This is a genomic window from Arthrobacter sp. FW306-05-C (genome assembly GCF_021801725.1).
Classification (GTDB): Bacteria; Actinomycetota; Actinomycetes; order Actinomycetales; family Micrococcaceae; genus Arthrobacter.
Genome location: NZ_CP084556.1, coordinates 1,175,342 through 1,194,717 on the forward strand (window position 1 = coordinate 1,175,342; position 19,376 = coordinate 1,194,717).

At 66.4% G+C, this 19,376-nt stretch carries 18 protein-coding genes; all 18 read left to right on the plus strand.

The features are described 5' to 3' along the window. Positions 1-29 precede the first annotated feature (29 nt). Positions 30-461 carry an organic hydroperoxide resistance protein gene (locus LFT44_RS05515; protein ID WP_142130706.1) on the plus strand — a complete coding sequence of 144 codons (432 nt, stop codon included), beginning with the start codon at positions 30-32 and terminating at the stop codon, positions 459-461. Next, on the plus strand, positions 458-1,474 hold the full coding sequence (locus tag LFT44_RS05520; protein ID WP_236801534.1) for an NADP-dependent oxidoreductase: 1,017 nt from the start codon (positions 458-460) through the stop codon (positions 1,472-1,474). Before LFT44_RS05515 ends, LFT44_RS05520 begins: the two co-directional genes overlap by 4 nt. Positions 1,475-1,731: 257 nt before the next feature. Next, a complete protein-coding gene (locus LFT44_RS05525; RefSeq protein ID WP_442863769.1) occupies positions 1,732-2,841 on the plus strand; it encodes a BMP family lipoprotein in 1,110 nt (369 codons plus the stop codon). Between the two features lie 180 nt (positions 2,842-3,021). Next, positions 3,022-4,605, plus strand: coding sequence for an ABC transporter ATP-binding protein (locus tag LFT44_RS05530; RefSeq protein WP_236801535.1), 1,584 nt, complete (start codon positions 3,022-3,024; stop codon positions 4,603-4,605). Further along, positions 4,598-6,031: an ABC transporter permease gene (locus tag LFT44_RS05535; RefSeq protein ID WP_236801536.1), complete on the plus strand. Its 1,434-nt coding sequence runs from the start codon at positions 4,598-4,600 to the stop codon at positions 6,029-6,031. The genes LFT44_RS05530 and LFT44_RS05535 overlap by 8 nt, the downstream gene beginning before the upstream one ends. After that, the gene (locus LFT44_RS05540) at positions 6,028-7,353 is read left to right on the plus strand and encodes an ABC transporter permease (protein WP_236801537.1); all 1,326 of its coding nucleotides are present in this window, start codon (positions 6,028-6,030) and stop codon (positions 7,351-7,353) included. The genes LFT44_RS05535 and LFT44_RS05540 overlap by 4 nt, the downstream gene beginning before the upstream one ends. 5 nt (positions 7,354-7,358) lie before the next feature. Next, complete coding sequence (locus LFT44_RS05545) at positions 7,359-7,781, plus strand: cytidine deaminase (RefSeq protein WP_236801539.1); 423 nt, start codon at positions 7,359-7,361, stop codon at positions 7,779-7,781. Beyond that, positions 7,778-9,109: a thymidine phosphorylase gene (locus tag LFT44_RS05550; RefSeq protein WP_236801540.1), complete on the plus strand. Its 1,332-nt coding sequence runs from the start codon at positions 7,778-7,780 to the stop codon at positions 9,107-9,109. Before LFT44_RS05545 ends, LFT44_RS05550 begins: the two co-directional genes overlap by 4 nt. A gap of 6 nt (positions 9,110-9,115) precedes the next feature. Further along, the gene (locus tag LFT44_RS05555) at positions 9,116-9,745 is read left to right on the plus strand and encodes a DedA family protein (protein WP_236801541.1); all 630 of its coding nucleotides are present in this window, start codon (positions 9,116-9,118) and stop codon (positions 9,743-9,745) included. A gap of 134 nt (positions 9,746-9,879) precedes the next feature. After that, positions 9,880-10,605 carry a DedA family protein gene (locus LFT44_RS05560; protein WP_236801542.1) on the plus strand — a complete coding sequence of 242 codons (726 nt, stop codon included), beginning with the start codon at positions 9,880-9,882 and terminating at the stop codon, positions 10,603-10,605. Between the two features lie 77 nt (positions 10,606-10,682). Continuing rightward, positions 10,683-11,819 (plus strand): adenosine deaminase, encoded by a 1,137-nt coding sequence (locus tag LFT44_RS05565; protein ID WP_236801543.1) that lies wholly within the window; start codon positions 10,683-10,685, stop codon positions 11,817-11,819. Positions 11,820-11,877: 58 nt separating this feature from the next. Then, positions 11,878-12,486 carry a MazG nucleotide pyrophosphohydrolase domain-containing protein gene (locus LFT44_RS05570; protein WP_236802802.1) on the plus strand — a complete coding sequence of 203 codons (609 nt, stop codon included), beginning with the start codon at positions 11,878-11,880 and terminating at the stop codon, positions 12,484-12,486. Positions 12,487-12,604: 118 nt separating this feature from the next. Further along, positions 12,605-13,885: a phosphopyruvate hydratase gene (gene eno / locus LFT44_RS05575; RefSeq protein ID WP_236801544.1), complete on the plus strand. Its 1,281-nt coding sequence runs from the start codon at positions 12,605-12,607 to the stop codon at positions 13,883-13,885. Positions 13,886-14,038: 153 nt separating this feature from the next. After that, positions 14,039-14,725: an FtsB family cell division protein gene (locus LFT44_RS05580; RefSeq protein ID WP_236801546.1), complete on the plus strand. Its 687-nt coding sequence runs from the start codon at positions 14,039-14,041 to the stop codon at positions 14,723-14,725. Between the two features lie 28 nt (positions 14,726-14,753). Next, entirely contained in the window at positions 14,754-15,425 is a 672-nt protein-coding gene (locus tag LFT44_RS05585; protein ID WP_236801549.1) for a DUF501 domain-containing protein, read from the plus strand. Beyond that, positions 15,422-16,369 carry a Ppx/GppA phosphatase family protein gene (locus tag LFT44_RS05590; RefSeq protein WP_236801550.1) on the plus strand — a complete coding sequence of 316 codons (948 nt, stop codon included), beginning with the start codon at positions 15,422-15,424 and terminating at the stop codon, positions 16,367-16,369. The genes LFT44_RS05585 and LFT44_RS05590 overlap by 4 nt, the downstream gene beginning before the upstream one ends. Before the next feature lie 4 nt (positions 16,370-16,373). Then, positions 16,374-17,783 (plus strand): S8 family serine peptidase, encoded by a 1,410-nt coding sequence (locus LFT44_RS05595; RefSeq protein WP_236801552.1) that lies wholly within the window; start codon positions 16,374-16,376, stop codon positions 17,781-17,783. 35 nt (positions 17,784-17,818) lie between these two features. Beyond that, entirely contained in the window at positions 17,819-19,285 is a 1,467-nt protein-coding gene (locus LFT44_RS05600; protein ID WP_236801554.1) for an NAD(P)/FAD-dependent oxidoreductase, read from the plus strand. Positions 19,286-19,376: the final 91 nt, after the last annotated feature.

Genomic DNA, 19,376 nt, shown 5'->3' on the forward strand with positions numbered 1-19,376 from the left:
CCATCCCACCAACAGGACGGACATCTTTCGTGAAGACTCTCTACACCGCCGAGGCACTTGCCTCCGGCGAAGGGCGCGACGGCACCGCGCGCAGCAACGACGGCCGGTTGGCAGTGGACCTGGCCAGCCCCGTCGAACTGGGCGGCAACGGCCAGGGCACCAATCCCGAACAGCTCTTCGCCGCCGGATACGCCGCCTGCTTCCACTCAGCCCTGCGCCTGGTGGGCCGCAAGGCGGGTGCCGACCTGACGGACTCGGCAGTGGCAGCGAAGATCCACCTGGGACAACTGGACGGCGGAGCCGGCTTCGGGCTGGCCGCCGAACTGGAAATCGCCCTCCCCGCCCTCGACCTCGCCACCGCGGAGGACCTGGTGGCCAAGGCGCACCAGGTCTGCCCCTATTCGAACGCCACCCGCGGCAACATCAACGTCGACCTCAAGATCCTGGAGTACGCAGCATGAGCACAGCCCTGGCAACCACCACCCGTGAAATCCGGCTCGCCTCGCGCCCTGTCGGGCGCCCCACCGGCGACAATTTCGAACTGGCAGAGTCACCGCTGCCCGCACTTGAAGACGGCCAGGTCCTGGTACGCAACCTCTTCATGTCGGTAGACCCGTACATGCGCGGCCGGATGAACGACGTCAAGTCCTACTCCGCACCCTTCGCCGTCGGCAAGGCGCTCGACGGCGGCGCGGTGGGTGAGGTGGTCGCATCCCGTTCGTCGGCACACAAGGAGGGCGACGTCGTCGTCCATTCCCTGGGCTGGCGCGAGTACGCCGTGGTGGACGGCAGCGCTGCCACCCCGGCCCGCACCGACCTGGCACCTGCTTCCGCCTTCCTCGGCGCCCTGGGCATGACCGGGCTCACGGCCTACACCGGACTGTTGAAGGTTGCGGAGTTCAAGCCCGGGGACGTCGTCTTCGTCTCGGGGGCGGCCGGCGCGGTCGGCTCCCTGGTGGGCCAGATCGCCAAAGCCATGGGCGCCTCCCGGGTCATCGGCTCTGCCGGGTCCCCGGCCAAGGTGGCGCGCCTCCTCGAACTCGGCTTCGACGCCGCCTTCGATTACCACGACGGTCCTGTGCTGGAGCAGCTGGAGAAGGCTGCCGGCCCGGCCGGCATCGACGTCTACTTCGACAACGTGGGCGGCGAACACCTTGAGGCCGCCCTGGCGGTCCTCAACGTGGGCGGCCGGGTGGCCATGTGCGGCGCCATCGCACAGTACAACTCCACCGAGCCCACCCCGGCACCGCACAACCTGATGCAGGCAATCGGCAAGCAGCTCACCTTGCGCGGATTCCTGGTAGGCGGGCAGCGCCAGCACGCCGCCGAGTTCGCGGAGAAAATGGCCGGCTGGCTGGCCGACGGCACCGTGCGCTACGACGAGACGATCGTCGATGGCCTCGAGAACGCGCCGCAGGCCTTCATGGACCTCCTGGACGGCGCAAACACCGGAAAAATGCTCGTCCGGCTCTAGGCGCCACCGGGCTATCCATCAGCAGTAGGGGCACCGCATCCAGCGGTGCCCCTACTGCTTGGTAACAACTTGTAAACAATCCTCCGGATGGGCTCCCGGCATGCTATGGGGACGTGGCGCAGGCCACTAAAGTGGGTGCCATCAGTGCGCTCCGGCGCAGTGCTGCGTGCCTTCAGTGAAAACAGAATTTCAGCGCCGAAACGGACACTCATTGAACTACAGCCCGTAGCGCCACTCGCATCATCCCTGGAGGAAAATTGAACAAATCACTGCGTGCCGTCTTCAAGCGCGGTTCAATGGCAGGCGTGGCCACCCTTGGTGCGTCCGCGCTTGTGCTCACTGCCTGCGGTGCCGCCCCCGAAGCCGGAAGCACCCCGTCAGCAGGGGCCAGCGACTACGTCGGCTGCATCGTGTCGGACTCCGGCGGATTCGACGACCAGTCCTTCAACCAGTCCTCCTACGAGGGCCTGAAGAAAGCGGAGAAGGACCTCGGCATCAAGGTCAACCAGATCGAGTCCAAGACCAACAACGACTTCGAACCCAACCTGCGCGCCATGGTCACGGCCGGCTGCAACCTCACCATCACCGTGGGCTTCCTGCTCGGTGACGCCACCAAGGCCCAGGCAACCGCTAACCCGGACAAGCACTTCGCCATCATCGACTTCGGCTACGACCAGCCCATCAGCAACGTCAAGCCGATCATCTATGACACCGCACAGGCCGCATTCCTGGCCGGCTACCTGGCAGCAGGAACCACCAAGACCGGCACCGTGGCCACCTTCGGCGGAATCAAGATCCCCACCGTGACCATCTTCATGGACGGTTACGCCGACGGCGTGAAGTACTACAACCAGCAGAAGGGCAAGAACGTCAAGCTGCTCGGCTGGAACAAGGACGCCCAGGACGGCAGCTTCACCGGCGACTTCGAAAAGCAGGACGTCGGCAAGCAGCTGACCAAGAACTTCCTGGACCAGGGCGCGGACATCGTCATGCCCGTGGCGGGCCCGGTGGGCAAGGGCGCGGGCGCCGCGCTGAACGAGGCCAAGGCCGCCGGCAAGGACGTCAAGCTCATCTGGGTTGACTCCGACGGCTACCTCACCGCCCCGGACTACAAGGGCATCATGCTCTCCTCCGTCATGAAGCAGATGGGCGAGGCCGTGGAAACCGTGGTCACCGAGGACAAGGACGGCAAGTTCAACAACACCCCGTACGTCGGCACCCTTGCCAACGACGGCGTGCAGCTGGCACCCTTCCACGACCTCGATTCCCAGGTCCCTGCGGAACTGAAGTCCGATCTCGAGACGATCAAGAAGGACATCGTGGCCGGCAAGCTGAAGGTTCAGTCCGCAGCAAGCCCCAAGGCCTGATCCACCACAGGAAGCGCCGCCGCCGGCCCGTCACCCACTGGCCGGGCGGTGGCGCTTTTTGCTGGCCGAACGTTTACCCCGCACGGCCGGCTCCTCCCGGGACTGCAGCCACTAGGCTGGTGCTGCAGCCAGATATCCCGTCCGGTCTGATCACCGGACGCTTCGAGATTGGTCAGAGTTTTGAAACTTGAGCTTCGAGGGATCACTAAACGCTTTGGCGCGCTGCTGGCCAACGACCACATCGATGTGGTGGTTGAGCCGGGACAGATCCACTGCCTCCTCGGCGAAAACGGTGCCGGCAAGTCCACCTTGATGAACGTGCTTTACGGGCTGTACGAGCCCACCGAGGGCGACATCCTCATCGATGACAAGCCGGTTGCCTTCCGCGGCCCAGGCGATGCCATGGCCGCGGGAATCGGCATGGTGCACCAGCACTTCATGCTGGTGCCGGTGTTCAGCGTGGCGGAAAACGTGGCGCTGGGCGCCGAGCCCACCAAAGCCGCCGGCTTCCTCAACCTGGACCAGACCAGGCAGCGCATCAAGGAAATCTCGGACCAGTACGGCTTTGACGTTGACCCGGACGCCCTGGTGGAGGACCTGCCGGTGGGCGTGCAGCAAAGGGTCGAAATCATCAAAGCCCTGGTCCGCAACGCCAAGGTCCTCATCCTCGACGAACCCACGGCCGTCCTGACGCCGCAGGAGACCGACGAACTCCTGGACATCATGCGCCAGCTCAAGTCGCGCGGCACTTCCATCGTGTTCATTTCGCACAAGCTGCGCGAGGTCAAGGAAGTTTCGGACACCATCACTGTTATCCGGCGCGGCAAGGTGGTGGGCACCGCCGATCCTGCCGCTTCCACCACCGAGCTTGCCTCGATGATGGTGGGCCGGGCGGTCAGCCTGAATTTGGACAAGGCCCCCGCCCAGCCCAAGGAAACCACGTTCGAAGTCACCGACCTCACCGTCGTCGCACCCAACGGCCAGCACGTGGTGGACCACCTCAGCTTCCACATCAAGCGGGGGGAGATCCTGGCCATCGCCGGGGTGCAGGGCAACGGGCAGACCGAACTCACCGAAGCGATCCTGGGCCTGCAGGACCGGGTTACCGGCTCCATCGTCCTGGACGGCAAGGAACTGGTGGGCCGGTCCGTCAAGGAAGTCCTCGACGCGGGCGTCGGCTTTGTTCCGGAAGACCGCAAAGTGGACGGGCTGGTGGGCACCTTCTCCGTGGCCGAGAACCTGATCCTGGACCTTTATGACAAGCCGCCGTTCGCCAAGGGGATCAGCATGAGCCCGGCGAAGATCATGGAAAACGCCAAGGCACGCATCGGTGAATTCGATGTGCGGACGCCCTCGGCTGCAGCTGCCGCCGGAACACTTTCCGGCGGCAACCAGCAAAAGCTCGTGATGGCCCGCGAACTCTCCCGTCCCTTGCGCCTGTTCATCGCCTCCCAGCCCACCCGCGGCGTGGACGTGGGTTCCATCGAGTTCCTGCACCGGCGGATTGTGGCAGAGCGCGACCAGGGAACCCCGGTGATGATTATTTCCACCGAACTGGACGAAGTCATGGAGCTGGCCGACCGGATCGCAGTGCTCTACAAGGGCAGGCTGGTGGGCACCGTTCCGGGCGGGACCAGCCGGGACGTCCTGGGTCTCATGATGGCGGGCATACCGCCGGAAGAGCACGCACCGCAGCACGCACACACCCCGCAGGCCGGTACCCCGGCCCCCACCTCCAACGCCGAGGGAGCCGACCATGCCTGACCAGCCTTCCCCCAAACATGCCCAAGAGAACCAGCATGCTGAAAACCAGTCGGTTGAAGAAAACCCTGGTGCTGACAAGCGCCGGCACGCGGCCGACACCCCGGAGGCTACCGTGCCTCCGGCCGCCGAGGAAACCGCAGCGGTGGTAGCCGTCGACACTGCCGGCGGAGCCATGCAGCCTTCCGCGGTTCCGGCCACGGCCCAAAGCGGACAGTTGCCGGGTGGCCCCGATACCGTGCTGCGCCGGATCTTTACCGGGAGCGGCGTGGTCTCGGTCCTGGCGGTGCTGCTGGCGCTGATCATCGGCGGCCTGCTCATCGCAAGCACGGACAAGCAGGTGGCCGCCACCTCCAGCTACTTCTTTGCCAGGCCCACGGACATGCTGACGGCGGTATGGAATGCCGCCACCCGGTCCTACATCGCACTGTTCCAAGGATCGGTGTTCAACCCCCGGGGCAACGGCCTGGCCGCGCAGTTCGCCCCCTTCATGGAAACCCTCACCATCGCCACGCCGCTGATCACTGCCGGCCTGGGCGTGGCGCTGGCATTCCGGGCTGGCCTGTTCAACATCGGTGCGCAGGGCCAGATCATCGTGGCAGGCATCCTGGCGGCCTGGGTGGGCTTCGCACTGCACCTGCCGGTTGGCCTGCATCTGCTGCTGGTGCTCGTGGCCGGCATCGTCGGCGGTGCCCTCTGGGCCGGACTGGTGGGCCTGCTCAAGGCCCGGACCGGAGCCCATGAAGTCATCCTGACCATCATGTTCAACTACATTGCGCTCTACTTCCTGCGCTACCTGCTGAACACCCCGGCGTTCCAGCGTCCGGGGGAGTCCAACCCCATTTCACCCATCCTGGACCCCAGTGCTGTATACCCGCAGATCCTGGGCAGCCAGTACCGGCTGCACCTGGGCTTCCTCCTGGCGATCGCCGCCACCTTTGTGGTGTGGTGGCTCCTGAACCGGTCCACGGTGGGCTTCGAGTTCCGGGCCGTGGGCGCCAACCCCAAGGCTGCGCAGACCGCCGGCATCAACGTCTCCCGCTCCACCATCCTGGTCATGGCCATCGCAGGCGGCCTCGCCGGCATGTCCGGCGTGGCGCAGGTTGCCGGCACCGAAAAGGTGCTCACCGACGGCGTGGCCGCTACGTACGGGTTTGACGCCATCACGGTTGCCCTGCTGGGACGTTCGACGCCGTGGGGCACCTTCGCAGCCGGCCTGCTGTTCGGCGCTTTCCGCGCCGGAGCGGTCCAGATGCAGATCCAGACCGGCACCCCCATCGACATCGTCCTGGTGGTCCAGTCCCTGATTGTCCTTTTCATCGCCGCACCGCCGCTGGTCCGGGCCGTCTTCGGCCTGAACCCCAGGCGCAGGAAGCCCGCGCGCACAGCCAAGTCCGGGCAGGCAGCCACAACCGGAGGTGCCGCATGAGCACAACACTTTCATCGTCCAGGTCCGGCAACCCCCAGCCCGGCGGCTCCGCGGCCGACACCCGCTCCGCGGCGCCTTCGGGCAAACCGGCCACCTGGAAAACCCCGGTCCTGCTCGCCGTGTTCGCGTTGATCTCCCTGGTGTTTTTCGGCCTCCTGGCCCCCAACCAGACGGCAAGCTTCGGCATCTCCACCGAGGGTGATTTCTTCCAGCTCCCGGCACTGGAAATCAACGCCTTTGCCGGCGGCATCACGCTGTCGGTACTCCTTGTTGCACTGGCCGGTTACGCCGTCTATTTGAAGACAAGGAACCAGGCGGTTCCCGGCTGGCTCCCCGTCACGTTCATCGTGGTCTTCGTGGCCGCGTTCCTTATCTGGGTAGTGGGCGGCGCCCGCACTCCCGCCATCTCATTGGCGGGTCTCATCGCCGGGTCGGTCACGCTTGCCGTCCCGCTCGTGTTCGGTTCACTTTCCGGTGTCCTGTGCGAGCGCGCTGGAGTGGTGAACATCGCCATCGAAGGGCAGCTCCTTGGCGGGGCCTTCACCGCGGCCATTGTTGCCAGCATGACCAGGAGCGCTTTGGTCGGGCTGCTGGCGGCCGCTATAGCGGGCGCGGTGGTGTCCATGGTCCTGGCGCTGTTCAGCATCAAGTACCTGGTTAACCAGATCATTGTCGGAGTCGTCCTGAATGTGCTGGTCTCCGGCGTGACCGGCTTCCTCTTCAGCACCGTGATGCAGGCCAACAAGGCCCAGTTCAACTCGCCGCCCGGCCTGGACGTCATCGACATCCCGGTGCTCTCCAGCATCCCGATCATCGGGCCCATCCTGTTCCGGCAGTCGCTGGTGGGATACCTCATGTACGTCGCTGTCGCGGTGGTCTGGGTGGGCCTGTTCAAGACCAGGTGGGGCCTGCGTGTCCGCGCAGTGGGGGAGCACCCCCAGGCGGCGGACACCTTGGGCATCAACGTCAACGCCACCCGGTTCTGGAACGTCACCCTGGGCGGTGCTGTAGCCGGCATCGGCGGCTCGTTCTTCACCCTTGTTGCCATCGACAGCTTCACCAAGGAAATCTCCGGAGGCCGCGGCTTCATTGCCCTGGCCGCCCTGATCTTCGGACGCTGGAACCCTGTGGGTGCCTTCTTCGCGGCACTCCTGTTCGGATTCGCCGATAACCTCCAGAGCATTGTCACCATCATCGGTACGCCCGTGCCCAGCCAGTTCATGGCCATGCTGCCCTACCTGGTAACCGTGCTCGCCGTCGCCGGCCTGGTGGGTCGTTCCAGGCCGCCCGCGGCCGACGGCATCCCCTACGTCAAGGGATGACCGCCATGGACAATGCACAGTTGGACAACGCACAGGCCGTGGACTGGGCAGCCCTCGAAACCGCCGCCGTCGCAGCCATGAAGAACGCGTACGCCCCATACTCAAAGTTTCCCGTCGGCGCTGCGGCGCTCACCGGGGACGGCAGGATCGTCAGCGGCTGCAATGTGGAGAATGCCAGCTATGGGCTGACGCTTTGCGCCGAATGTGCCCTGGTGGGAAACCTGCAGATGACCGGTGGCGGGCTGCTGCGGGCGTTCTACTGCGTCGACGGGGCGGGAAACATCCTTATGCCCTGTGGCCGCTGCCGCCAGTTGCTGTACGAATTCCGTGCCCCGGACATGCAGCTCATGACTACCCAGGGCATCAAGACCATGGACCAGGTGCTGCCCGACGCCTTTGGTCCTGAACATCTGGAGGAGACCCGGTGACCGAGAACCAAACACCGAACAGTACCGCCGAAGCGTTCGACGCCGTCGACATCATCCGCACCAAGCGGGACAAAGGGACGCTGAGCCCCGAACAGATCGACTGGACCATCGACGCGTACACCCGCGGGGCCATGGCCGACGAGCAGATGGCGGCCCTGAACATGGCCATCCTGCTCAACGGAATGGACCGGACCGAAATTGCCCGCTGGACGGCGGCCATGATCGCCTCCGGTGAGCGGATGGATTTCTCCAGCCTCCGGCGTCCCGACGGCGGCTTGAAGTACACCACGGACAAGCATTCCACGGGCGGGGTGGGGGACAAGATCACCCTGCCGCTGGCCCCGCTGGTGGCGGTATTCGGGGTCGCCGTTCCCCAGCTGTCCGGTCGGGGCCTGGGGCACACCGGAGGCACCCTGGACAAGCTGGAGTCGATTCCCGGCTGGCGGGCCAACCTCAGCAACGACGAGATCCTGGCCCAACTCCAGGACGTTGGCGCAGTGATCTGCGCCGCCGGCGCCGGGCTTGCCCCCGCCGACAAGAAGCTGTACGCGCTCCGGGACGTCACCGGCACAGTGGAGGCCATCCCGCTGATCGCTTCATCGATCATGAGCAAGAAGATCGCAGAGGGCACCGGCTCGCTGGTCCTGGACGTCAAGGTGGGCAGCGGGGCGTTCATGAAAGACGAAGCGACAGCCCGCGAACTCGCCGAAACCATGGTGGCGCTGGGCAAGGACGCAGGAGTCAACACTGTTGCGCTGCTGACCAACATGGACACCCCGCTGGGCCTTACCGCCGGCAATGCCATCGAGGTCGAGGAATCGCTGGAGGTCCTGGCGGGCGGCGGTCCTGATGACGTGGTGGAGCTGACTGTGAGGCTCGCCGAAGAAATGCTCGCCGCGGCAGGAGTGCGCGACGCCGATCCTGCTGCCGCGCTGAAGGACGGCCGGGCCATGGACGTCTGGAACCGGATGATCTCCGCCCAGGGCGGCGACCCACAGGCAGCGCTGCCAAAGGCCAGGGAATCCGACGTCGTATACGCCCCCGCCGACGGGGTGCTGGTGGAACTGGACGCGCTCGCCGTTGGCGTGGCCGCGTGGCGCCTGGGTGCCGGCCGTGCGCGGAAGGAGGACCCCGTCCAGGCCGGGGCGGGGGTGCGCATGCACGCCAAGCCCGGTGCCACAGTCCGGGCCGGGGAGCCGCTGATGACGCTGCTCACCGATACCCCGGAGCGGTTCGCCCGTGCCCGCGAAGCCCTGGAGCACGCCGTGGTTATTGCTCCGGAAGGTTCACGGCCTGCCCAGCAGCTCATCATCGACCGCATAGCATAGTGACCAATGCAGGCCATCAATGACTTCATCCTCGCCGCAGCCGGACAGCCGTGGGTGCTGGTCCTGGTGCTGGCCTGCTGCATCATCGACGGCTTCTTTCCGCCGGTCCCCAGCGAGTCGGTGGTGGTGGGCCTCGCGGCTGTGGCGGCCACCGCCGACGTTCCCAATCCGTTGCTCCTGGCCCTGGTGGCTGCAGCCGGGGCCTTCTCCGGCGACAATATCGCCTACCTCCTGGGCCGCCGCGTGGGTACCACGCGATGGGGGTGGATGCGCGGGCCGCGGATGCAAAGCGCGTTCCGCTGGGCAGGCCGTGAGCTGCGGAAGCGGCCGGCGTCACTGATCCTCGTGGCACGCTTTGTGCCGATCGGCAGGGTGGCCGTCAACCTGACCGCCGGGGTCACCCGATATCCCCACCTGCGGTTCGTGGGCCTGACCGTCCTGTCCGCCAGCCTGTGGGCCGGCTACTCGGTGGCGATCGGGCTTTTCTTTGGCCAGTGGTTTGAGGACAACCACCTCCTGGGTGCAGCAATCGCCATCGTCTGCGCCGTGGCGCTGGGCATCGTGGTGGACCTGGTGATCAACAAATTCCGGGGCAAGCCCAACGTGGTGGAACGGATCCGGGAACCCGGGGCCTGACCGGCGCGTTTAGTGGGTAATTCCGGGCATCAGGGCGTAGCGGAAACCCCCGGCGCGTGGGACACTTAGGAACGATTTCCGCATTTGGCTGCGGCACACTGGCCGTGTCATTTTTCATACAGGAGCAACACCGCGTGGAGTTTATTAATGAGGCCGTGCTCCATGCAGCGGGCCAGTGGTGGATCTACCCCGTCCTGCTGGTGTTCTTCTTTGTGGACGGGTTCGCCATGGTGGTCCCCAGCGAGACCCTCATTGTGGCGCTTGCCGCTTTCTCGCGGCACAGCGGCGAACCCAATCTCTGGATCCTCGGCGTCACGGCGCTGGTAGGCGCCATTGCCGGTGACAACATGGCCTACATGCTCGGCCGCAAGATCGGCCTGGAGCGGTGGGGGTGGATGCGCCGGCCCAAGGTCCGGAAAGTCTTTGCCTGGGCACGCTATGAACTGGAGAAGCGCGGGGCCGTGCTGATCTTCACCGCCCGCTACATCCCCTGGGGCCGGGTGGCCGTCAACTACGTTGCCGGCAGCACGGGTTTCTCGCACCGCAGGTTCTTCGTATTCGACGCCTTCGCCTGCGTGACCTGGGTGGGTTACTCCCTTGGCATCGGCCTGCTGGCCAGCTCCTTCCCGTGGCTGCACCACAACCCGTTGCTCAGCGCGGGCATCGCGGTGGTGTTCGCCATCGTCCTGGGCGTTGTCATCGACCACCTGCTGCGCTGGTGGCACAAACGGCTGGGCCGCGATGATACGCCGGATCCGGACGGCTGGACCGAAGGATCCTCCGACTCCGGCCACGAGGGGCGCCCCGGCACCCAGGCCTTCGTGGTGCCGTCGGCAGAGGCCGGTCCCGTCGTGAAGTAGCAGGCGGCCCCGGCCGCCCTCGGACGGCTGGCTTTGACCCGCTGGCTTTGAACTCCGCCCCACCCTAAGGTGGGAACGTGACTGAGCCCATTGTTGACGCCGCCCCTGCCATCGATTTTGACCTGAAGAGCCTGCCCAAGGTCTCCCTTCACGACCACCTGGACGGAGGACTCCGTCCGGCCACCATCATCGAGCTGGCGGAGGCCGTTGGCCACACGCTCCCCTCAACGGATCCGGTGGCCCTGGGGCAGTGGTTCCGCGAATCAGCCGACTCCGGATCACTGGTCCGCTACCTGGAGACCTTTGACCACACGGTAGCCGTCATGCAGACGTACGACGGCCTGTTCCGCGTGGCCAAGGAGTTCGTCGAGGACCTCGCTGACGACGGCGTGGTGTACGGCGAAGTCCGGTGGGCGCCCGAGCAGCACCTCCAGAAGGGGCTCAGCCTGGATGAAGTGGTGGAAGCAGTGCAGGAAGGCCTGGAGGCCGGCGTCGAGGCTGTGTCCGAGACGGGACGCGAGATCCAGGTGGGACAGCTGATCACTGCCATGCGCCACGCCGACCGCGGCCAGGAGATCGCCGAACTTGCCGTCCGCCACCGCAACAAGGGTGCCGTGGGCTTTGACATCGCCGGCGCCGAGGACGGGTTCCTGCCCAGCCGCTTCAAGGACGCCTTCACCTACCTTGCCCAGCACAACTTCCCCGCCACGGTGCACGCCGGTGAAGCAGCCGGGCTGGAAAGCATCCAGTCCGCGCTGGTGGACGGCCGCGCCCTGCGGCTGGGACACGGCGTCCGCATCGCCGAGGACATCATGGTGGAGTTCGACGACGACGAGGAAGCCGGCGACACCGTTGGCCTGGTCACCCTCGGCGACCTCTCCAGCTGGGTGCGCGACCGCGGCATCGCCCTCGAAATCTGCCCGTCCTCCAACCTCCAGACCGGCGCGATCGCCCAATTTGGTGAGGGGATCGAAAGCCACCCGCTGGACATGCTCTACCAGCTGGGCTTCAACGTCACCATCAACACGGACAACCGCCTGATGAGCGGCGTCACGCTCACGGACGAGTTCAACCTGCTGGTGGAAACCTTCGACTACGACCTCGACGACCTGCTGGAACTGACCCTGAACGCCGCCGAGGCGTCCTTCCTGCCCCTGGAGGAAAAGGAAGCGCTGGTGGAGTACATCAACGACGCCTACGCCAACCTTGGCTGAAACACCCGTTGAACGCCTCGTCCAGGTGATCGGGCAGCTGCGGGAGCACTGCCCGTGGATGGGCGCCCTCACCCACGCATCGCTGGTGGAGTACCTCCTCGAGGAGGCCTACGAGGTGGCTGAAACCATCGAGGAGGGCCACCCGGACGCCGAACTCCAGGGCGAGCTTGGCGACGTCCTGCTCCAGGTGGTGCTCCATGCCCGCCTGGCAGAGGAGCGGGGTGCGTTCACGTTCGACGACGTGGCGCGCGGTTTGGCTGCCAAGATGGTCCGCCGCAACCCCCATGTCTTCAGGCCGGACGGTTCCCTGCAGGACAGCTTCCCCGCCACAGTGGCGGAGATCGAGCAGAAGTGGGATGCGGTCAAGCGGGCCGAACGCCCGGAGCGGCGTGGCGCCTTCGAAGGAATCCCGGAGGCCCTCCCTGCACTGGCCAAGGCGCAAAAGTCGCTGGACCGCGCTGCCCGTGCCGGCCTGGAGCTCCCCGCAGGAGTGCCCGTCCCCGAAAGCGAGGACGGGCTCGGAACCCTGCTGCTCGCCGTCGTCCGTTCCGCGCGGGAGAACGGCATGGACGCCGAGCGCGCGCTGCGTGGCGCCGTCCGCCGCTATCAGGACGGCCAGGGCGATGAGGGCGGGCACGGCGACCGGAGCGACCCGGCGCCATCATGACGTCCGGCCCTTGACCGGTTTGAGTAACCCGGAGCACTCTCGACTACGCTAGTCGGTGACGAGTACGTCGAGTTTTCTGCCTGATTCCCCCCGTTAATCGCCCATAAGGAGCAAATTCATGGCGCTTATCGATGCCATCCACGCCCGCGAGATCCTCGATTCCCGCGGCAACCCCACCGTAGAAGTTGAAGTCCTGCTGTCCGACGGCCAGATCGGCCGCGCGGCGGTGCCCTCCGGCGCCTCCACCGGTGAGCACGAGGCCGTCGAACTGCGCGACGGCGACAAGGGCCGCTACCTGGGCAAAGGCGTGCAGAAGGCCGTCGACGCCGTCATCGACCAGATTGCCCCCGCCCTGACCGGCTTCGACGCCACGGACCAGCGCAGCATCGACCAGGCCATGCTGGACCTGGACGGCACCCCCAACAAGGGCAAGCTGGGCGCCAACGCCATCCTGGGCGTCTCCCTGGCCGTCGCCAACGCAGCCGCAGCCTCCGCTGACCTGCCGCTCTACAAGTACCTGGGCGGTCCCAACGCGCACGTCCTGCCCGTGCCGCTCATGAACATCCTCAACGGTGGATCGCACGCCGACTCCGACGTCGACATCCAGGAATTCATGATCGCCCCCATCGGCGCTGAAACCTTCTCCGAAGGCCTGCGCTGGGGCGTCGAGGTCTACCACAACCTCAAGTCCGTCCTGAAGGAAAAGGGCCTGTCCACCGGCCTCGGCGACGAAGGCGGCTTCGCCCCCAACCTGCCGTCCAACCGCGCGGCGCTGGACCTGATCCAGGAAGCCATCAAGAACGCCGGCTACACCCCGGGCAAGGACATCGCCCTGGCCCTGGACGTGGCCTCCTCCGAGTTCTACAAGGACGGTGCCTACCAGTTCGAAGGCAAGGCCCTGTCCGCCACCGAGATGAGCGCCTACTACGCCGAGCTCGTGGACGCGTACCCGCTGGTTTCCATCGAGGACCCGCTGGACGAGAACGACTGGGAAGGCTGGAAGACCCTCACCGACACCATCGGTGACAAGGTCCAGCTGGTTGGTGACGACCTCTTCGTCACCAACCCGGCCATCCTGCAGCGCGGCATCGACACAAGGACCGCCAATTCCCTGCTGGTCAAGGTCAACCAGATCGGTTCCCTGACCGAGACCCTGGACGCCGTCAGCCTGGCCCAGCGGGCCGGCTACACCACCATCACCTCGCACCGCTCCGGCGAAACCGAGGACACCACCATCGCCGATATCGCGGTGGCCACCAACGCCGGCCAGATCAAGACCGGCGCACCTGCCCGCTCCGAGCGCGTGGCCAAGTACAACCAGCTGCTCCGCATCGAAGAGGAACTGGACGACGCCGCACGCTACGCCGGACGCAGCGCATTCCCGCGTTTCAAGGGCTAGTAACCGCCTAAACCCTTCCGCGGTGGCTATGGTTGAAAGACCATAGCCACCGCTGTTGTTGTTTCCAGCAGCATCTGTCCCAGCAGTGTTCGTTCTGCAGGACTGTCCAGCACAGATAGTGGCGGCCCCGGCAGGCTGCGTTTCAGGAGTGTCATGGCTACCCGCCGTCCCAAAGTTCCCAAGGTCGCCCCCAACCGTCCAGGCAAGGAAACGGCCGACGACGGTACCTCCAGCGGTGCCGAGGTCATCCGGGCGGATTTCCGCCCGGCCAAGGGAACGGCCCAGGCGGAAAGTGCGGCTTCGAAGGGCAACAGCGGGCGCGGCGCTGCAGGAAATCCGGCCGCAGGAAAGATGGGGGAGACCGCGAAGCCCAGGCTGTCGGCCAGCCGCAAAGGCAGCAGCCCGATTGACGGCAAGGATGTGCGGGGCGAAGAAGATGACCAGCACCCCGTGCCCGCGAAGGCCTTCTCCGGACGGATGCTCGCGCTGGCGGTGGTGATGATTGCCATCACCATCATGCTGGCGCCCACAGTGAAGATCTTCTTCGACAAGAAGGCCGAAATCGACGCGTTGCACGCCGACATTGCGGCACGCCAGGCCGAAGGCGATGCCCTCCGCCAGCAGGTTTCGCGCTGGCAGGACCCCAACTACGTCAAACAGCAGGCCCGCGACCGCATTAACATGGTTATGCCGGGCGAAACCGGCTACTGGGTTTTTGGCAGCGATGAGCCGGCCGGAGAAAGCAGTAGCCCCGCCGGCGCAGCAGCAGCACAAGACCCCGCCGATCTGCCGTGGGTGGATTCCCTGTGGGAGTCCATCAGGCGCGCGGCCACAGACTGAACCCCACAAGGAAGGACGGCCCGCGACAGTGGAAAACAACACGGCAGCCGCCCGGGACGAATCCCGCCAACCGACAGCACACGACCTTGAAGTATTGAGCAGGCAGCTGGGACGGCCCGTCCGCGACGTCGTGGAGATTCCCGCCCGCTGCATCTGCGGCAACCCACTGGTGGCGGCCACCGCACCGCGCCTCAGCAACGGCACTCCTTTCCCCACCACTTTCTACCTGACGCACCCGGTGATCACGTCCGCCGTTTCCAGGCTTGAGGCGGCAGGGGTCATGAACAGCATGAACGAGCAGCTGGCCTCTGACGAAGGACTCGCCGCTGCCTACCGGGCAGCCCACGAGGAGTACCTGGCGGCCCGCGAAGCCATTGGGGAACGTTCGGGCATCGGCCCGGTGCCCGAAATCGCCGGCGTCTCCGCCGGCGGGATGCCCACCCGCGTCAAGTGCCTGCATGTCCTGGTGGGCCACTCCCTGGCAGCGGGCAGCGGCGTCAACCCCCTCGGCGACCAGGCGATCGAAATGATCAGCGAGTGGTGGACGGCGGACAAGTGCTATTGCGACGGCGCCTGGGACACCACCGGCGAGGCACCATCCCGGGACCTCAGCCGCCACGGACCCCAGGGCCTGCCCGATATCGTGGGGCGGCCAGCGCCCGTGCGGAAAGCCGCCGGCACTGCAGGAGCCGCCGAATGACGCGCGTGGCCGCCATCGACTGCGGCACCAACTCCATCCGGCTCCTGATCGCGGACATCCACCGCGCCAACGGCAGCACGGACCTGACCGACGTTGTCCGCGAGATGCGCGTGGTCCGGCTGGGCCAGGGCGTGGACGCCACTGGCGAACTGGCGCCCGAGGCACTTGAACGGACCTTCGCCGCAGCCGCTGACTATGCGCGCCTGATCAAGGAACACGGTGCGGAGCGGATCCGGTTCGTCGCCACTTCCGCCAGCCGCGATGCACGCAACCGGGACATCTTCGTGGACGGTATCCGGGAGCTCCTGGGCGTGGAGCCGGAAGTCATCTCCGGGGACGAGGAAGCGGCACTGTCCTTTGCCGGTGCCAGCAGCGTCCTGCCCATCCTCGACGGCCACCAGGTGCTGGTAGTGGACCTCGGCGGGGGAAGCACCGAGTTCGTCCTCGGCACCGCCGACGGCGTGACGGCAGCGAAGTCGGTGGACATCGGCTGCGTCCGCCTCACTGAACGGCACCTCCGGGACGACCCGCCCACCGCTGAAGAGATCGCGGCAGCGGAAGCCGACGTGGACGCCGCCATAGCCCGCGCCGGACGCGATGTACCGCTGGAACGCGCCACCGCCGTCGTCGGTGTTGCGGGGTCCGTCACCACCATCACCGCTCATGCCCTGCGCCTGCCGGAATACTCGCCTGACGCCATCCACGGCACGGAACTGCCGATTGCGGAGGTTCGCGCCGCTGCCACCGACCTGCTCACCATGACCCGGGACAAGCGCGCGGCCCTGCCGTACATGCACCCCGGACGCGTGGACGTCATCGGGGCCGGGGGACTGGTGTGGCGCCGGATCCTGGAACGGATGGGGGAGCTGACCGGCGGGAGGATTACCGCAGCCACGGCCAGCGAGCACGACATCCTCGACGGCATCGCCCTGAGCATCGGGTAGGCCCATGCATTCCACAACAGCTTCCACCCGCTTCTTGCCGCGGGCGGCGGCGGCCCTGATGGCCGTCCTCCTGGCTGCGTGCTGCTTCTGCGCGGGCCTCTTCACGGCACCCTCCGCACGGGCCGACGAGTGGCGCGACAAAGAATACTGGCTGGCAGATTCCGGCATCACCAAGGCCTGGGAAGTGTCAAAGGGCGCAGGCGTCAAAGTAGCCGTCATCGACAGCGGCATTGACGCGCAGCACCCGGACCTCAAAGGCGCCGTCGTCGGTGGGTACGACGCCTCCGGCTCCGGCCGGCCCGACGGCCAGAAGAGCGTGGGCTCGAAGCCCGAACACGGCACCCTGGTAGCCACGATGCTTGCCGGCCGCGGCCACCAGCCGGCAAGCCCAAGCCCCAGCCCCAGCCCGGGACCGGCGGGTACACCACCCGATGGCATCATGGGAGTGGCGCCGGAAGCACAGCTCCTTTCGGTCTCCACCTGGCTTGGCTCACCCAACCCTTCGGGCAAGAGCGACCAGGACCAGATCCCCGAGGCGGTCCGCTGGGCCGTGGACAACGGCGCCAAGGTGATCAACATTTCGTTGGGCAGCACAAGCCCGCAGTGGCCGCAAAGCTGGGACGCGGCCTTCCTTTACGCGGAACAGAAGGACGTGGTCATTGTTGCTGCGGCGGGCAACCGGGTGGGCGGCAACACCCAGGTTGGCGCCCCTGCCACCATCCCGGGCGTCCTCACCGTCGCCGGCCTGGACCGCAAGAACCAAGCCAGCGTGGACGCCTCCTCACAGGGGATCAGCATCGGCGTGGCGGCACCTGCCGAGAACCTCCTTGGCGGCCTCCCCGGTGGAGGCTACGCGGAGTGGGCTGGAACCTCGGGCTCTACCCCCATCGTTGCCGGCGTGGCAGCACTGATCCGCTCCAAGTGGCCGGACATGACCGCTGAACAGGTCATCAACCGGATCATCACCACGGCCAAGGACGCGGGAGCCCCGGGCAAGGACCCGCTGTACGGCTACGGCATCCTCAACGCCGAGGCTGCCCTAAAGGCCGATGTCCCGCAGGTGTCGGTCAACCCGCTGGGCACCATCGCCGAATGGATCCGCGTTCACAGGCGGGGAAACGCTGCTCCCGCAACCCCGGCGCCAACCGCCGCACCGGTGCCTAGTGCCGAACCCACCCTGCCCGAAGCAACCGTTCCCGCTGCCAAGGCGCCGTCCCAGCGGGACAGTGCAATCGGCGCCGCCGTCGTGATCGGGTTTGGTGTCCTCTTCATCGCGATCATCGCGGCAGCCGGCATCCAGCTTCGCAGGGCCGCCCGCAACCCTGCGCTTGCCACCGAAGAATCCGACACAGGGGTGCTGGAAAAGGTGCATCCGCCCCGGAATTCCCACGTTACGGACCGTCGTCCAAGTTAGTGAAGATTTTCACAAACTGCGCTATCCTTTAAAGTATGGCAACCACCCCACAGCTCCAGGACCGTCCCAGGGTACTCGTCGTCGGCGGCGGGTACGTCGGCCTGTACGTAGCACTGAAACTGCAGAAGAAGATCGCGAATGCCGGTGGCATCGTCACCGTCGTTGATCCCCTGCCCTACATGACCTACCAGCCTTTCCTTCCCGAGGTGGCCGGCGGCAACATCGAAGCCCGCCACGCGGTGGTTTCCCACCGCCAGCACCTCAAGCAGACGGAACTGATCCAGGGCCGCGTCACCTCGATCGACCACGTCAACCGCAAGGCTGTGGTGGCTCCCGCCGACGGCGGCGAAAACTTTGAGGTTCCCTACTTCGACGTCGTGCTCGCAGCCGGCGCCATCACCCGCACGTTCCCCATCAAGGGCCTGGCGGACAAGGGCATTGGCCTGAAGACCATCGAGGAAGCCGTTGCGCTGCGCAACAAGCTGCTCGAGCGCATCGAGGTTGCCTCCACCATGACGGACCCCGCCGCACGCGCCCGGGCCCTCACCTTCGTGGTGGTCGGCGGCGGCTTCGCCGGCATCGAATGCATCACCGAGATGGAAGACCTCGCCCGCGCCGCGGTGCGCAACAACCCCCGCGTCAAGCAGGAGGAAGTGCGCTTCGTCCTGGTCGAGGCCATGGGCCGCATCATGCCCGAGGTCACCGCGCAGCAGGCTGACTGGGTGGTGGAGCACCTGCGCAGCCGCGGCATCGAGGTTCTCCTGAACACCTCGCTGGACAGCGCCGAAGGCACCCTCAAGCTCATCAACCTTCCGGACAAGACCCCCGCCCAGGAATTTGGGGCAGACACCCTGGTGTGGACCGCCGGCGTGCAGGCCAACCCCATGGTCCGCTCCACGGACTTCCCGCTGGAGCCCCGCGGCCGCGTCCGCGTCCTGCCGGACCTGCGCATCTCCGGCGACGAAGGCATCGTGGAGAACGCCTGGGCAGCCGGCGATATCGCCGCTGTACCGGACCTCACCGGCAAGGGCCTGCCGGACGGCACCTGCGTGCCCAACGCCCAGCACGCCCTGCGCCAGGCCAAGCGCCTCGCCAAGAACCTTTGGGCCTCCCGCTGGGACAAGCCGCTGACTGACTACAAGCACAAGAACCTTGGTGCCGTGGCCGGCTTCGGCGAGTGGAAGGGCGTTGCCAACATCAACCTCCTGGGCCGCATCGGCCTCAGGGGAGCACCGGCCTGGCTGGCCCACCGCGGCTACCATGGCATGGCCATGCCCACGTTTGAGCGCAAGTTCCGCGTCATCCTGAACTGGATCATCGGCTTCTTCGCCGGCCGCGACACCACCCAGCTGCTGGACCTGGACAACCCCCGGGGCGCCTTCGTCTCGGCAGCAACCCCGGCCCCGAAGCCTGCAGCTGCTCCCGCAGCCGTGCCGGCCGCCGGCTCCGGTTCCACCGCTGCCGCAGCTCCCAAGGAGACCGTGGCGGCCAACGCCAAGTAGAGCGTCTGTTCCACCACGCTTCACAGCGTACGACGGCGGCCGTCCCCTTCGCGGGGCCGGCCGCCGTCGGCGTTTCCAGCCAGGGCCGCCT

Bases quoted from the DNA above. Each gene is read 5' to 3' on its own strand.
- LFT44_RS05540 (WP_236801537.1), top strand. From the start codon at position 6,028: ATGAGCACAACACTTTCATCGTCCAGGTCCGGCAACCCCCAGCCCGGC.
- LFT44_RS05520 (WP_236801534.1), top strand. From the start codon at position 458: ATGAGCACAGCCCTGGCAACCACCACCCGTGAAATCCGGCTCGCCTCG.
- LFT44_RS05590 (WP_236801550.1), top strand. From the start codon at position 15,422: ATGACGCGCGTGGCCGCCATCGACTGCGGCACCAACTCCATCCGGCTC.
- LFT44_RS05600 (WP_236801554.1), top strand. From the start codon at position 17,819: ATGGCAACCACCCCACAGCTCCAGGACCGTCCCAGGGTACTCGTCGTC.
- LFT44_RS05535 (WP_236801536.1), top strand. From the start codon at position 4,598: ATGCCTGACCAGCCTTCCCCCAAACATGCCCAAGAGAACCAGCATGCT.
- LFT44_RS05570 (WP_236802802.1), top strand. From the start codon at position 11,878: ATGGGCGCCCTCACCCACGCATCGCTGGTGGAGTACCTCCTCGAGGAG.
- LFT44_RS05555 (WP_236801541.1), top strand. From the start codon at position 9,116: ATGCAGGCCATCAATGACTTCATCCTCGCCGCAGCCGGACAGCCGTGG.
- eno (WP_236801544.1), top strand. From the start codon at position 12,605: ATGGCGCTTATCGATGCCATCCACGCCCGCGAGATCCTCGATTCCCGC.
- LFT44_RS05595 (WP_236801552.1), top strand. From the start codon at position 16,374: ATGCATTCCACAACAGCTTCCACCCGCTTCTTGCCGCGGGCGGCGGCG.
- LFT44_RS05580 (WP_236801546.1), top strand. From the start codon at position 14,039: ATGGCTACCCGCCGTCCCAAAGTTCCCAAGGTCGCCCCCAACCGTCCA.
- LFT44_RS05545 (WP_236801539.1), top strand. From the start codon at position 7,359: ATGGACAATGCACAGTTGGACAACGCACAGGCCGTGGACTGGGCAGCC.